Raw genomic sequence first — 13,546 nt, forward strand, 5'->3', positions numbered from 1 at the left:
CTTTCTTTCATGCGTATAATTGGTCTTGATGCTGATGCTGATGCTGATGCTGATTCTTCGTGTATTTTCATTTAACACATTGTACTAGAGTAATTATCAAGAGTTTTATTCGTAAATGAATTCTAAGGTCATTATTCGGAACACCGATGTTTGCGATATCAAGCCACTTATAGACCTGCAGAAAAGAGTCTATCCAACCATCCCTTCCTGGCGTGAAGATTTGTTGAGACACCAGCTTGAGGTGTTTTCACATGGGCAGCTGGTGGCAGAGATAAATGGTCAGTTGGTTGGCGCAGCTAGCTCGCTAGTAGTTTCGTGGAATGAGTGGGAAGTGCAACATACGTGGCAAGAGATCACCGCGCGCGGCAGTTTCGATACCCATAATCCGCATGGTTTGACGCTCTATGCTGCGGAGGTTTTTGTCAATCCACGACTGCAAGGTTCTGGGATCGGTCACGCTCTTTATCAAGGACGGCGGAGGCTGTGTCGCAAGTTTAACCTCAAACGCATCATTGCCTGCGGTCGCTTGCCAGGCTATCATCATTATGTTGATCAGATGCCGGTCGAGCTTTATGTGCAGAAAGTTATATGGGGCGATATTCATGATCCTGTGCTCAGCTTTCAACTACATGAAGGTTTTAATTACTGCGGTATAGTCAGCGGGTATATTCCAGAGGACCAAGAGAGCCTCGGTTATGCCGCGTTAATCGTCTGGCTCAATCCTCGCTACAACAGAAAAAAACCTACATTGATTTCTGAAGGAAATAGCCTATGAAAGTACGTATCGCTGCAGTGCAATATTTGTTAAGGTCTATCGATGGCTGGGGTGGTTTTGAAAACCAGGTTCGTTTCACTCTCAAAGCTGCTGCCGAATATAAACCCAATTTCGTCATGCTGCCGGAAATTTTTACCAGCCAATTGTTGTCCTTTCTCGATACCGATAATGATATCAAATCTGCCGTGCGCCGCATGCATGACTATACGCCGCGTTACTTGGATCTAATGGCTGAGTTAGCAAAAAAATATAATTTTTATTTGATTGCTGGCACCCATCCCAATCTGCGGGACGGCTTGCTATATAACACGGCGTTTATGTTCACACCTAACGGCGAGATGTTCACCCAGGATAAAATCCACCGTACTCGCTGGGAAAAAGACAAGTGGGATACTGCCGCTGGCAATAAATTGCATCTGTTTCAAACTGACTACGGCGCCATCGCCATCCTCATCTGCTACGACATTGAGTTTCCAGAGCTGGCTCGTCAGGTATGCGAAGCGGGTGCAGATATCCTGTTCGTACCTTCATCCACTGATGATCGACAAGGCTACTTGCGTGTGCGCTACTGCGCTCATGCGCGTGCGATCGAGAATCAAGTTTATGTGGCAGTGGCCAGCACTGTAGGCAATCTGCCGGTAGAGGGGCTGGGCCTGAATTACGGTCAGTCCAGCATCATGACTCCATCTGATTTTCCGTTCTCGCGTGACGGTATTGCGGCAGAAGGAGAAGTGAACCTGGAGCAGGTGGTTATCGCCGATGTCGATCTTGATACACTGGCGCAGAATCGCATCAACGGTACAACCATTCCTTTATATGACAAGCGGCGAGAAGTGTATCAAAACCCGGTGGAGATTGTGACCTCACTGTGCGGCCCCAGAAAATCGTAATCTTTTCTTGGAAGGGGTTTTTAACAGTTAGCGAAATATAAATCGCGGGATTTGGGTTTTTAGATTACTATTTATCTTAATGTGATCTGCATTGGGATTTATCTGACATCTATCAGAGTTTCTTGGCAGCGGCATGCAAATCTCTTTAAAGATTAGCATCTGGATTCTTCATGTTCTTGCTATATTTATCAATCTTATGGATACATAAAGACCGATGCAAAATTTAATCAACAAACCCATTCATATTCTGGGAATAGGGGGTATTGGTGCAGCACTTGGCTGGGCGCTGGCGCAGCAAGGTTATGTCGTGATTCTGGTGGACAGTGACCGCAGTAAGGTAGCTGAGGGTAAAAAGCATGGTGTAACGGTGGTTGCATTGGGGACACAAGTCGTTCCGTTCGTTTCATTTGATGATTGGATACCGCCGGAGGAAGGATTCATTCTGCTTTGTACCAAAACCTATGATAATCCAGAAATATTGGCTCGCTTATCGGCTGATGCTTTCCTGGTTCCGGTGCAAAATGGTTTTGACCCGGAACTTGATCGACGCAATCATGCATGTGAAGGTATTGCCTCTTTCGTGTCGGAATGTCAGCGTGATCGCCCGATGACACGAATCACCCGGCCTGGCAGTCTGCACATTGGGAAGCGGCGCCCCATTACAGATGAAGAGCATGTTGAGATAATATCATTGGTGCTGGCTCTGGGAAGAGCCAAGTTATTTCCTGTTGAATATGTGGCGGATATCCGGCCTTATAAGGCAACAAAGCTTATGTACAATGCCGCTATATCACCACTTGCTGCTGCGGCTGGTGTGGATAATGGAGAATTGCTGGCCGATAAATTGGCAAAACTGCTTTTTTTTGCATTGCTGCAAGAGAATTATGCGATTCTTCAAAATGCCAAAATATCTCTTGCCCGTATTGGTCCTTTTCATCCAGATACCGTGTCTTTAATTTTACGCACGCCTTGGTTGCCGGCAGTGATGGCTATATTTTTTCGCCCATCGTTGCGCGGTACCTACTGCTCTATGGCCCCGGATATGCACGTTCATCATGCGCGCACTGAAATCGATGCGTATACTGGTCACCTGATTCGGCTTGCGGGAGAATTTCCATGCCCCTTGAATCGCGCCGTGCTTGCACTCATTATGAAGATCACCACTGAAGATCTGAAACCACAGTATCAACATTTGCAACATTTGACAGACTATTTATCCAAAGGGATTCACTCTTGATTTTAGTCACAGGTGGCGCTGGTTTTCTGGGCTCACATTTAGTCGCTCAATTGCTGGATGTGGGTCAGTCAGTTCGTGTCTTGGAACGACCGGGAGCTGGCGTTGCGCATCTGCCACTGAACCAGATCGAGTTGATCAGCGCCGACATTCGTGACGAGCACGCAGTTAAGAAGGCTACCCGTGATTGTGAGTATGTCTATCATTTGGCTGCAGATCCTAATCTCTGGCGCCGTGACCGGCGAGAATTCGATAGCATTAATCGTCTTGGTACGCTTCACGTCATGCGTGCTGCGCTTGAGAACGGCGCCAAACGAATCTTGTATACAAGTACCGAAAGCATTTTGACATCCCGTAACCCTAAGGGAGGTGCTGTTGAAACACTTCGGTTCAAGGCAAGCGATATGCTGGGTCCGTATTGTCTTAGCAAGTTTCTAGCGGAAGAAGAAGTTTTTAAGATGGCGTCACAAGGCGCCCCTATTGTCGTGGTCAGCCCCACCTTACCAGTAGGGCCAGGAGATCGACTGCAAACGCCGCCAACTAGACTGTCGCTAGCATTTTGCAGAGGAGAACTGCCAGCCTTTTTGGATTGTCAATTTAATCTCATTGATGCGAGAGACGTAGCGACGGGTATGATTGCGGCAATGGAAAAAGGTAGAACGGGAATTCGTTATTTGCTGGGAGCAGAGAATCTTTTACTTTCAGATTGGCTACGTATTCTAAGCAAGAAGACGGGTCAACCTTTGCCGCGCTGGCGAATTCCTTATCTGCTTGCCCTGTTTGCTGCAGGTATCAGTGAAACATGGGCCGACCATGTCAGTGGTAAAATGCCGTTAGCCACGCTAACCGGGGTGCGGCTGACTCGCCGCAGCATGTTTTTTGATCCCTCTGTCAGCCTGAATGAACTCGGATTGCAGCCACGTCCTATACATGTGGCTGCTCATGATGCCATAACTTGGTATCGTTCCCAGGGTTGGCTTTAGCTAGCAACGAAAATTGTACCGACTGTGTTGTGGAGTCGGATTAGAATTAATTCAAAATTGATGTGTTGTCAGTAATTAAAATGCTCGCAATTAAGTGTCATGATTTTTTGTCAGGTCAACAGAGTTGTGGCAAATTTCCAGCTTTGCCCACACCATGTGATAAATCAAATAGGATTAATAGCGCTGAGGAAATTTCTAATATTTGATCAAATCTTCAAATCAAGTTTTCAGTTTTCCGCTGATCGTTTTTATATCCGAATCTGGGTACTTATCTTGTTACTCCTTAACCTTAATCCTGGCATCGTTACAGCGCAGGAAGCACAGAGTGCTACAAAGAATTCGACGGTAATTATCTTGTCGGCACCTGATAGCGTCAAAGAATTTCTTGTTAAATATTTTAAGTTTCCATCAGAACCTTTTGCTGATGATGCTGCTGAAGAAATATTTTTGTACCGTGCGCAAAAAGAAATCCGCGATTTGTTGGCAACCGAAGGCTATTTTTCTCCATCGATTTCAGTGCTGCATCAAATTCAGGATAATGTTGCTATACCTCAAATCAAAATCAATCCTGGCGTATTGACGCGTATTGGTAAGGTTTTGGTTACATTTCAAGGCGAAATTACTCGCGAGGAAATAAAATACCAGGAGCGTATCGAGCAACTTCGCGCCACATGGCCATTAAAAGCAGGCTTGCCCTTCCGTTCTTCCGAATGGGAGAAAGCAAAAGCGACTTTGTTATCGCAAGTAACAGAAGAAGAATTTGCTGCGGCGCATATTGTGAGCAGTCAGGCCATTGTTGACCCCGATAATGCGCGTGCTGATCTTTCTGTCATTATCGATTCCGGACCTGTTTTTTACTTGGGTGAAATACAGATTACTGGATTGGAGCAGTTTGATTCCACATTAATCACTAACCTTGCTCCTTTTAAAGCGGGCGATATTTATCGGCGAGATGTATTGCACCTTTATCAAATTACGCTGCAGAAAGGGCCGCAATTTAGCTCTGTTTCGGTCAGTGTTACGCCGGATGTCGCGCAACATCAATCCGTACCCGTTCAGGTTATGTTGACGGAAGCTCAATCGCAGCGTTTTGCCTTTGGCGTCGGTTACAGCTCGAATAATGGCGCACGCGGCGAGATCAATTACCGCAATCACAATTTCATGGATCGCGCCTGGAATTTAGCCAGTATGCTGCGCCTGGAACAAAAGCGGCAAACTTTTTTTGCCGGGATTGATACTTTGCCTAATCAGAATCATGTCAATTATTCGTTGGGCGCCAGTCTGCAAATGACGGATATCGAGAGACTGAAGACTATTGAAGAAAAAATTGGTGTTACGCGCAATTACCAAACACAAAAAATTCAAATGCATTTTGGTTTGAATTGGCATCATGAAAACAAAAAGCCTGACGGTGCAATTAACCAGATTAATGAAGCATTAGTTCTCGATTGGCGCTGGAGACGCCAGGTTGTAGATGATCCAGTTAATGTCCGGCGTGGTGACGTAACAGAGCTGCGTGTCGGCGGCGGTAGTCAGCTGCTTTTGTCAGATCAGGATTTTCTTCGTACCTATGCGCGACATCAGACTTGGTGGCCCGTTGGTTCTAAGGATGTCTTTTTTTTGCGCGCAGAAGTTGGCTACACGTTAGCCTCGTCACGCTTTGGCATTCCGCAGGAATATCTATTCCGTGCCGGTGGAATTCAATCGCTGCGCGGGTATGATTTTAAAGGTATAGGCGTGCAAGAAGGCAATGCGGTTGTGGGCGGTCTTGTTATGGTTACAGGTACCGCTGAATATACGCATTGGTTAACGCAGCAGTGGGGCGCTGCCGCCTTTGCAGACATCGGTGGTGCTGAGGATAGTTGGCAAAAGATTCACCCTTTTTTAGGCTATGGCGCTGGTGTCCGCTGGCGTAGTCCGGCGGGGCCAGTTGCACTTGATTTGGCCCGGGGGCATGAAACCGGTTCGCTGCGCGTGCATTTCTCAATGGCTGTGGCATTCTGAGCGTACATGACCAATCCATCCGTTGACAATCAGATGCCGAATAATCGCCAGCATTGGTTCAGATGGCTTACAGGTTCGATGTCTGTAATGCTAATTGTTTTGCTTGCGGGATATTGGCTTGTGAATAGCCAAGCCGGGCTGCAATGGACTTTTTCCATCATTCAACGGCTGAGTTCCGGTGCAATCCATTTTGCCGATGTTCGAGGGGTGCTACATGACATGCGGATTGAGAATGCCTATTTTGCTGCCGATGAATTTGAGCTGGAAGTGCAAAATATCCGTATCGTTTGGAGCCCAAGTGAATTATTTGACAAGAAGATAACGATTGATCAGTTGGCAGTAGGAGCATTAAAAATTCGTCAATTGACTGCTGAAAAAGATACTTCGCCCAGTACATTACCCGAAAGTTTGGATCTTCCATTTGCGTTGTCGATTGGTGCATTGACGATCCATTCTATACATCTAACCATGGCAGAAAATGAAGACGCCGAACCCATCATAACCAATCTTATATTGGCATTGGAAAGTGATGGTCATGCCCATCAACTGAAGCGCCTCGATTTCCATACTCCGTGGGTTTCTGTCAACGCATTGGCAGAATTTAACGGCGATTCTCCGTTTGACTTGTCAGCGCAAATCGGCTTGTCGGGCGCTGATCCGTGGGGTGATACCCAGATGGTCATCGTAGGCAGCCTGGAACACATGAAAATTCAAGTCAATGCGGTACAGTCGGAGATCACAAGAGATTTGCAGATGCATTTGCGTCCTTTTGCAGACAATCCGGTGACACAACTGGATGCAAATATCGAACAACTGAATCCTGCCAGTTTTATTCCTGCAGCACCCATTGCCAATCTTTCACTATCCGCGCATTTTACGCAAAATGATTCCGGGCAACTGGAGGGCAATGTCCGGATCAAGAATCATGCGGCGGATACATACAATGCCGGCGGTCTTCCTTTGACCATGTTCAGTACGCAAGCATCAATTACTTCAGAATCCTTGAGATTGCAGGATATTCACGCGCAAATCGATGATGACGGATTTCTTCGCGGCGATTTAATTTGGCGTTGGGAGGAACAATTCGTATCAGCCGATGTGTTCGTCGAACGGTTAAATCCATACCATATTGATAGCCGCCTGCAAGCGGCGCAAATTTCCGGCAAAATTGGCTTGTCCGGTAATGCACAAAAACAATCTGCGCGTATTCATCTCAAGGATAAATCGGTCAGTTTAGCAGCTGCTATCGCGCGGTCTGGTGAGAATGTCACGCTTGAACAATTTAATCTGCAACGCAACAAATCTCAATTAACCGGACAAGGGAAGCTTACACTGGGTCATGAGCAATTGTTTGAACTGTCAGGTGAGCTGGCAAATTTTAATAGTGCGGATTTTATTCAGAAGATGGATTCCAATCTAAATGCAACCCTTCAATTATCGGGGAAATTGTCGCCACAAATCTCTGGTGCATTAAAATACACGGTCCAAAATAGTCGCTTAGCGAAATCTCCAGTAAGCGGTTCTGGTGACATCGTATTTAACGGTTTTGATGCATTTGACGGTAAAGCAGAGTTAAAAGTAGGATCTAATCATTTGCTGGTACAGGGTGGTATTGGCAAGACGGGAGATGTATTTCACCTGAATCTCACCGCGCCGGATTTGGCGCAACTGGGAGTCGGATTGGCGGGGGATTTACAAACAAGCGTGAATTTTAGCGGTAACCTGGAAGCGCCTAATCTTGCTTTGAAGCTTGCCAGCAAGCATTTGCGTTTGCAGGAAAATCAAAGCATTGCAGGCGTTGCGGCTGATGCACGTTTACACAAGGATACAATTTCACTGAAAGTTTCGGTTGATCATTATGAGGCAGATGAAAAAGCTGCCATTAAACATCTGACGATCGATACCCAGGGAAAAATTTCGGACCACATTTTATCGGTTAAAGCACAGATCAATGAGGATGTTACCTTCCGGCTAGCAGCTGCAGGTGGAGTGAATCCAAAAGTGCCTCGGCAATCGTTGCGCTGGGATGGTCAGCTTACTGAATTTTCGACTGCCGGTAAAATGCCGATACACTTGCTATCACCTGCGACATTCTCAGGCAGTGCCCAATTGATTTCTTTAGATCAGGCTAGATTCTCCATGTTGGGTGGATTTATTAACATTGATCAGTTGCATTGGACACCGAAGAACTGGAAGACTCAGGGCGACTTTTCCGGTGTTACTTTACTCCCTGGTTCGCAGCAAGCTATCAATCAACCTCACTTGCAATTGGGTGGTCACTGGAATTTTGTTTCTGCTGCACAATTAACTGGCATCTTGAAAATCTTTCGGGAGCAAGGTGACTGGTATTTTCCCGGCGAAGTGCCGCAGCCATTAGGTTTAGGAAAACTGCAGTTGAAGGCGACGGCTGCACAGGGAAAATTAATTAGTGAATTCGAATTCTTCAGCCAATCTATCGGTTCCGCCACAGCTGATTTGACAATACCACTTAAATCATCCGATTCCAATTGGTCTATTTCCCGTGATTCAGCACTGCACGGTCAGGTGGATGTGGATGTCAGTACCCTAAAGTGGCTTGATGTCATGATTGGCGATAACATCAATACAGACGGGCAGATTCAGGTTCATGCCGATATTCAAGGTACGCTGAAGCAGCCAGATTTCAGTGGAACAGTATCCGCTAAAGAATTGAGCGTGGCATTACTGGATCAGGGAGTCAATTTGCAGCAAGGTACGCTGGCGGCAAGATTTCAGCAGACGGATTTAAAGATTGATCGGCTCCATTTTATTGCGCCTCATGAAGCTCCTCCGGACAAGAGCTTATTTGATGATCTCGACGTGGATGACATGCTGGGATCATTAACAATTGCCGGTAATATTGGGCTCGTCGGTAATGAAAGTCAGATCAATTTTACAATCAATCAATTACCGTTGGGGCATAAAACAGAGTACTGGGTAGTCGCATCCGGTTCTGGAGAAACTAGGTTTCAGCACAATCGCTTGCGTGTGAAAGGAGATTTATGGGCCGATGCTGGATTGTTGCTTCAACCGCCGGAAGGCCGCCCGGAATTATCAGAAGACATAGTTTTTGTGAATGCCCCAGAACAAGCTAAGCAAAACTTGCCGGTAGTGTTAGACATGAACCTCAATTTAGGTGAGAAATTTCATATCCGAGTAGCCGGTCTGGAAGGACGCCTGACAGGCCAATTGAAAATGCAGAGTGATAAAAACAATAAGTTAAGGCTCAACGGCACCATTGTGGCGCAAGATACCTCGTTCAAAGCTTACGGTCAGAATCTTTCGGTAAAACGTGGTATTGTTAGTTTTCAAGGCCCATTGGATGATCCGGGTTTGAATATTCTGGCGGTTCGGGAAGATTTGGCGGTTGAAGCCGGTGTTGAAATTATGGGCTCAGTGCGTCATCCGCGCGTGAAATTGATATCGACTCCAGATGTTCCCGATACCGAGAAGCTTTCATGGATCGTGCTGGGAAGAAAACCGGATGCGGGTGGTTTGGATACATCGGTCTTGCTGGCAGCTGCCGAATCGGTATTAGGCGGTCAATCTGGGGGAGGCATTACGGAAAAAATCAGTACTGCTTTGGGTGTTGATGAAATCTCGTTTAGACAGGCTGGTGTCGGCAGTTCATTGAGTGGACAAATTGGTGTGGTTGGGAAACGCATTTCATCGCGTGCGTATCTGAGCTATGAACGCGGATTGACCGCAGCTACAATGGGCATTACAAAATTGACCTATAATCTTATGCCCAAAGTGACTGTAGTCACTCAAGCAGGTGAGGACAGCGCAATTGATCTGTTTTATACGATCCAGTTTGATTGAGCTGATTGTCCGTTGTTAAACTTTATGATTTTCGTCGCGCTCTTCAGGGTTGTTCCAGACACAAGGTTATGAACATTGATTTTTCATCATTCTCCTGGCTGCAGAGTGACGGGTACTTCGATGGTTTCATTTTTTCGCAATACTGTGATCTTGATGGTATCGCCGACCTTATAGTTATCAATACGGGAAAGTAATTTGTCAACTGAATCAATGGGTTTGTCCTCTACGGCTACAATAATATCGTTCGCGATGATATTGCCTTCCGGCGTGATCGTTGCGCCCTGAAGTCCGGCTGTTTCTGCTGCGGATCCGGGGCTGATGTTCAAGATGATAACACCGGTTAGTTTCAGATGCTGGGTCAGGCGGTCATTGAGTTTGCTGTCGACCGTAATGCCCATCGCCGGGCGAATATATTTGCCGCGACTGATGATTTGCGGAACTACGCGGTTGACGGTATCGACCGGTACAGCAAAACCAATCCCAGCGCTGGCGCCACTGGGGCTGTAGATGGCGGTATTAATGCCAATCAGTCGACCTGCCGAGTCCAGCAGAGGCCCGCCGGAATTGCCCGGATTGATGGCAGCGTCAGTCTGAATCAGATTGTCGATAGTGCGGCCGTCACCGCCAGGAAGTGATCGGTCCAACGCCGAAACAATACCCGTAGTCAAGGTCCAATCTAGACCGAAAGGATTGCCGATTGCGAACACTTTTTGTCCTACTTTGAGGTCGTGGCTGGTACCCAAAGGAACCGGGGTCGATCTTTGGAAACCGATACCTATTCGCAAGACTGCGATATCATGCGCCGGACTTGCGCCTACCAGTGAGGCTTTGTAATCGCGCCCATCGGCCAGACGCACGGTGGCTTCGCTGGCACCCTTGATTACATGGAGATTAGTAATAATGTGGCCGTGATCATCCCAAATAAAACCTGAGCCAGTTCCGCTAGGGACCGAGAAGATATTGCGCGTCCAGGCATCCATTACACGTTGGCGGGTAGTGATAAATACCACTGATGCGCGTGAGTTTTCAAATAACTCGATCGTGCTTTTCTCGTCTTCAGCCAGATTGCCGCGTGCTTGGACTACCCGTGGCTCAGCGCTTTGATGTTTGTTGTCAGCGGAAAAATAACCAGGCTGAAGTGCATCTGGAAAATAGTGGTACAGAAAGCTGTGAAAAAACAGTACCAGCAATACGATGATGAATGAGATCCAGATAAAGCGGGGCAGCGTGGGCATGAATGGTTGCTCCTGTATTTTTTTATTGTTTACGTCATTGGATTGTGGATTTTGCCCAGCGTATTATATCCTGTTCGCCCATTGCGCCGGATTGTCGGGCAATTTCTCGGCCATCTTTGAACAGTGCCAAAGTTGGAATGCTGCGAATCTGGTAACGAGTAGCCAGAGTTTGTTCTTCTTCAGTATTTACTTTGGCTAGACGTATTCCTGGTTCCAGCATAGCAGCCGCGTTCGCAAAAGCCGGGGCCATCATGCGGCATGGGCCGCACCACGGCGCCCAGAAATCGACCAGCACCAGGATATCATTGTTGGAAATATGCCGATCAAAGTGATCTTCTGTCAATTCAACTGGGAGTGCGGTGAACAATGCCTGATGACAGACTCCGCATTTTGGCGCTGCAGTCAGACGGTCTGATGGTACGCGATTGGTCGCATGGCAGTGTGGACACACGATGTGTAACGACATGAGTGGCTCTCCTCGCTAATTCGGTAATATAAAATTAATTGCTAGCTTTCGTTAAGTCCAGATGCTTTCAGGCGTGTGCGTAGCAGTTCAACTTCTTCGATCAGATCGGCAACCAAGCCGGCCAATTCGGGATTGCATTCAAAATCGCGTTCAATGGCAACAATCCTTTTAATGCGTACGAAGCTGCGACTATCAAATATCCATACATTCGGATCCGCTTCAATGAGGTTTTCATTTTGCAATAAGCCCCATTGAACGTGTTCAATGACCCATTCCCGGCTAACCCGACAGCTTCGTGCCAGCTCATCCAAACTGAGCCTGGCATCTTCGAGTAAAATGGCATCGATTTCTTGTGACATAGCTAGACTCCAAGATTTTGGCGCGGGTTGAACGCGAGTTCCTGCGCCATGGTTTGGTAAAATTCACGCGCTTTTTCTGTCGCAGCGGATGGCAGCACTACTTCCAACACTAAATATAAGTCACCGGGCGTTGTCGCGGGAATACCGCGACCTTTCAAACGCAGTTTGCGGCCTGTTTGAGAATTTTCCGGTACTCGTACATCGACCAGACCATCAGGGACTGGTATCTTAACTGTAGCACCCAACGCAGCTTCCCATGGGGTGACGGGTATTGCGGCATAAATATCCTTGTTCTCGATCCGGTAACGTTGGTGTGGTTTAAAATGAACTTCCAGAAATAAATCTCCAGGGGATTTCCCAGCATGGCCGGGGCCGCCTTGTCCGGCGAGACGGATCACTTGTCCGGCATGCACTCCTTTGGGAATACGCACATTCAGTGTATGTTCCTCGAGTATGGTGTGTCCCTGGTTGTTCAGTTTGGGCATGCGCAGTGTCAGACTGCGCGTTGTGCCGTGATAGCTGTCTTCCAGGTCGAGCATAATTTTGGCGTGGTGATCTTCACCGCGCATTTGACGCGCGTGCCGGGTACCTGCACCCATTTGATTTTTAAATAGCTGCGAAAAGAAATCACTGAAATCGGCTGTCTGCGCATCACTAAACCCTTGCCCCGTGAATTCAAAACCCGCGTCCCAGCCGGGGGGCGGTTGAAAGTCGCTGCCAGCCTGAAATCCTTGCCGTTCCAATTGATCGTAAGCAGCACGTTTCTCCGGATCAGACAACACGGCATTAGCCTCGTTGATTTCTTTCATTTTTTGCTCGGCATCTGTTTCTTTGGAAACATCTGGGTGATATTTGCGCGCCAAACGGCGGAATGCTTTTTTGATTTCATCAGCCGTCGCATCGCGCGAAATGCCAAGCGTTTTATAATAATCCTTGAATTCCAAGTTAATTCTCCTGGTTCGATGCGTTGTTACGTCATGAACATTATTGCTGCTTTGAGCTAAATAGTGAAGTTCTGGTTGCGAGAAAATCTATTGCATTGACTTTATTTCATGACGACACATAGCACGATTTAAAAGTCGCATGACCAATATATTTGATCGCTCAATCCAATATCAATGTCGCATCAATAAAGAATTATATGGCAGGATCATTTCGAATTGATTATGTGCGTTCAATAAGCAATCAAATTTTGACGGATGCGGCAATTTGCCACATTCCATGAAACTTGCGCATTGTGCATAATCGATAGGTTTATTCAAAGGCTTGTAGCTCAGCGATTTAAATCAAGATAATGCGTTTTCTTAGGTTAATTCTGTTTTTATTTTTATTCTAAGAATGATCGCGTTACCTCGATTCTGAAAAGAATTTGAGGGATGTCACCCAAGATTGACAGTTATTCCTTTTAACGGCGGCAAAGCAAAGAACTAAGCAATGCAGCTTAAACTAAACATACAACAAAAGTGGGGTTGTTATCATGAAAAAACAGTCGTTAAAAAAAGCTTCCGTTCTCATAGGCATCGTCGTGGCGATCTGCCAGGCAGGTGTTGTTTTGTCCCATCAATTGATTAATAGCCTTACCGCAGCTGATGCTGTCGATCATTTCCTAGTTACCTGTAGTGAAGCAGATAATCATCATCTGTTTGTGCAGATCGATGATCTCAGGGTGGTAGATAATAGACAAGAGACCTTTGCAAAATTCAACGAATTTTCAGATTCGTTACAATTTCTGATTTTTTTGTGAATATTGGGGTATTTTT

11 protein-coding genes are annotated in these 13,546 nt (G+C 46.6%); 7 read left to right on the forward strand and 4 right to left on the reverse strand.

From position 1 onward, the window contains the following. Positions 1 to 115 precede the first annotated feature (115 nt). The 6 genes from K2Q13_RS05055 to K2Q13_RS05080 all read left to right on the forward strand — a co-directional run bounded on the left by K2Q13_RS05055 (position 116) and on the right by K2Q13_RS05080 (position 9,726). Positions 116 to 775 (forward strand): GNAT family N-acetyltransferase, encoded by a 660-nt coding sequence (locus tag K2Q13_RS05055; RefSeq protein ID WP_292919619.1) that lies wholly within the window; start codon positions 116 to 118, stop codon positions 773 to 775. Then, positions 772 to 1,665: a carbon-nitrogen hydrolase family protein gene (locus K2Q13_RS05060; RefSeq protein WP_292919621.1), complete on the forward strand. Its 894-nt coding sequence runs from the start codon at positions 772 to 774 to the stop codon at positions 1,663 to 1,665. The genes K2Q13_RS05055 and K2Q13_RS05060 overlap by 4 nt, the downstream gene beginning before the upstream one ends. Before the next feature lie 214 nt (positions 1,666 to 1,879). After that, positions 1,880 to 2,902 (forward strand): ketopantoate reductase C-terminal domain-containing protein, encoded by a 1,023-nt coding sequence (locus tag K2Q13_RS05065; RefSeq protein ID WP_292919623.1) that lies wholly within the window; start codon positions 1,880 to 1,882, stop codon positions 2,900 to 2,902. After that, complete coding sequence (locus K2Q13_RS05070) at positions 2,899 to 3,882, forward strand: NAD-dependent epimerase/dehydratase family protein (protein WP_292919625.1); 984 nt, start codon at positions 2,899 to 2,901, stop codon at positions 3,880 to 3,882. The genes K2Q13_RS05065 and K2Q13_RS05070 overlap by 4 nt, the downstream gene beginning before the upstream one ends. A 273-nt stretch (positions 3,883 to 4,155) precedes the next feature. After that, entirely contained in the window at positions 4,156 to 5,886 is a 1,731-nt protein-coding gene (locus tag K2Q13_RS05075; RefSeq protein ID WP_292919627.1) for a BamA/TamA family outer membrane protein, read from the forward strand. A 6-nt stretch (positions 5,887 to 5,892) separates the two neighbouring features. Further along, positions 5,893 to 9,726, forward strand: a complete 3,834-nt coding sequence (locus tag K2Q13_RS05080) for a translocation/assembly module TamB domain-containing protein (protein WP_292919629.1) — start codon at positions 5,893 to 5,895, stop codon at positions 9,724 to 9,726. 86 nt (positions 9,727 to 9,812) lie between these two features. Here K2Q13_RS05080 and K2Q13_RS05085 read toward each other — a convergent pair whose 3' ends face one another. From K2Q13_RS05085 to K2Q13_RS05100, 4 genes are read right to left on the reverse strand one after another with little or no spacing between them, the layout of a single operon-like run. Further along, complete coding sequence (locus K2Q13_RS05085) at positions 9,813 to 10,961, reverse strand: trypsin-like peptidase domain-containing protein (protein WP_292919631.1); 1,149 nt, start codon at positions 10,959 to 10,961, stop codon at positions 9,813 to 9,815. A gap of 34 nt (positions 10,962 to 10,995) precedes the next feature. Continuing rightward, on the reverse strand, positions 10,996 to 11,427 hold the full coding sequence (gene trxC, locus K2Q13_RS05090) for a thioredoxin TrxC (RefSeq protein ID WP_292919633.1): 432 nt from the start codon (positions 11,425 to 11,427) through the stop codon (positions 10,996 to 10,998). A gap of 41 nt (positions 11,428 to 11,468) precedes the next feature. Beyond that, the gene (locus tag K2Q13_RS05095) at positions 11,469 to 11,786 is read right to left on the reverse strand and encodes a chaperone modulator CbpM (RefSeq protein WP_292919635.1); all 318 of its coding nucleotides are present in this window, start codon (positions 11,784 to 11,786) and stop codon (positions 11,469 to 11,471) included. 2 nt (positions 11,787 to 11,788) lie between these two features. Next, positions 11,789 to 12,730 carry a DnaJ C-terminal domain-containing protein gene (locus K2Q13_RS05100; protein WP_292919637.1) on the reverse strand — a complete coding sequence of 314 codons (942 nt, stop codon included), beginning with the start codon at positions 12,728 to 12,730 and terminating at the stop codon, positions 11,789 to 11,791. A gap of 533 nt (positions 12,731 to 13,263) precedes the next feature. Between K2Q13_RS05100 and K2Q13_RS05105 the strand changes: the two genes are divergently transcribed. Continuing rightward, a complete protein-coding gene (locus tag K2Q13_RS05105) occupies positions 13,264 to 13,530 on the forward strand; it encodes a hypothetical protein (RefSeq protein ID WP_292919639.1) in 267 nt (88 codons plus the stop codon). The last annotated feature ends 16 nt before the right edge of the window (positions 13,531 to 13,546 follow it).

It is taken from the genome of Nitrosomonas sp. (genome assembly GCF_019752095.1).
Taxonomy (GTDB): domain Bacteria; phylum Pseudomonadota; class Gammaproteobacteria; order Burkholderiales; family Nitrosomonadaceae; genus Nitrosomonas.

What these genes read in the sequence shown, in the direction of transcription:
- K2Q13_RS05055 (WP_292919619.1), top strand. Translation starts at nt 116, where the DNA reads ATGAATTCTAAGGTCATTATTCGGAACACCGATGTTTGCGATATCAAG.
- K2Q13_RS05060 (WP_292919621.1), top strand. Translation starts at nt 772, where the DNA reads ATGAAAGTACGTATCGCTGCAGTGCAATATTTGTTAAGGTCTATCGAT.
- K2Q13_RS05065 (WP_292919623.1), top strand. Translation starts at nt 1,880, where the DNA reads ATGCAAAATTTAATCAACAAACCCATTCATATTCTGGGAATAGGGGGT.
- K2Q13_RS05080 (WP_292919629.1), top strand. Translation starts at nt 5,893, where the DNA reads ATGACCAATCCATCCGTTGACAATCAGATGCCGAATAATCGCCAGCAT.
- K2Q13_RS05085 (WP_292919631.1), bottom strand. Translation starts at nt 10,961, where the DNA reads ATGCCCACGCTGCCCCGCTTTATCTGGATCTCATTCATCATCGTATTG.
- trxC (WP_292919633.1), bottom strand. Translation starts at nt 11,427, where the DNA reads ATGTCGTTACACATCGTGTGTCCACACTGCCATGCGACCAATCGCGTA.
- K2Q13_RS05095 (WP_292919635.1), bottom strand. Translation starts at nt 11,786, where the DNA reads ATGTCACAAGAAATCGATGCCATTTTACTCGAAGATGCCAGGCTCAGT.
- K2Q13_RS05105 (WP_292919639.1), top strand. Translation starts at nt 13,264, where the DNA reads ATGAAAAAACAGTCGTTAAAAAAAGCTTCCGTTCTCATAGGCATCGTC.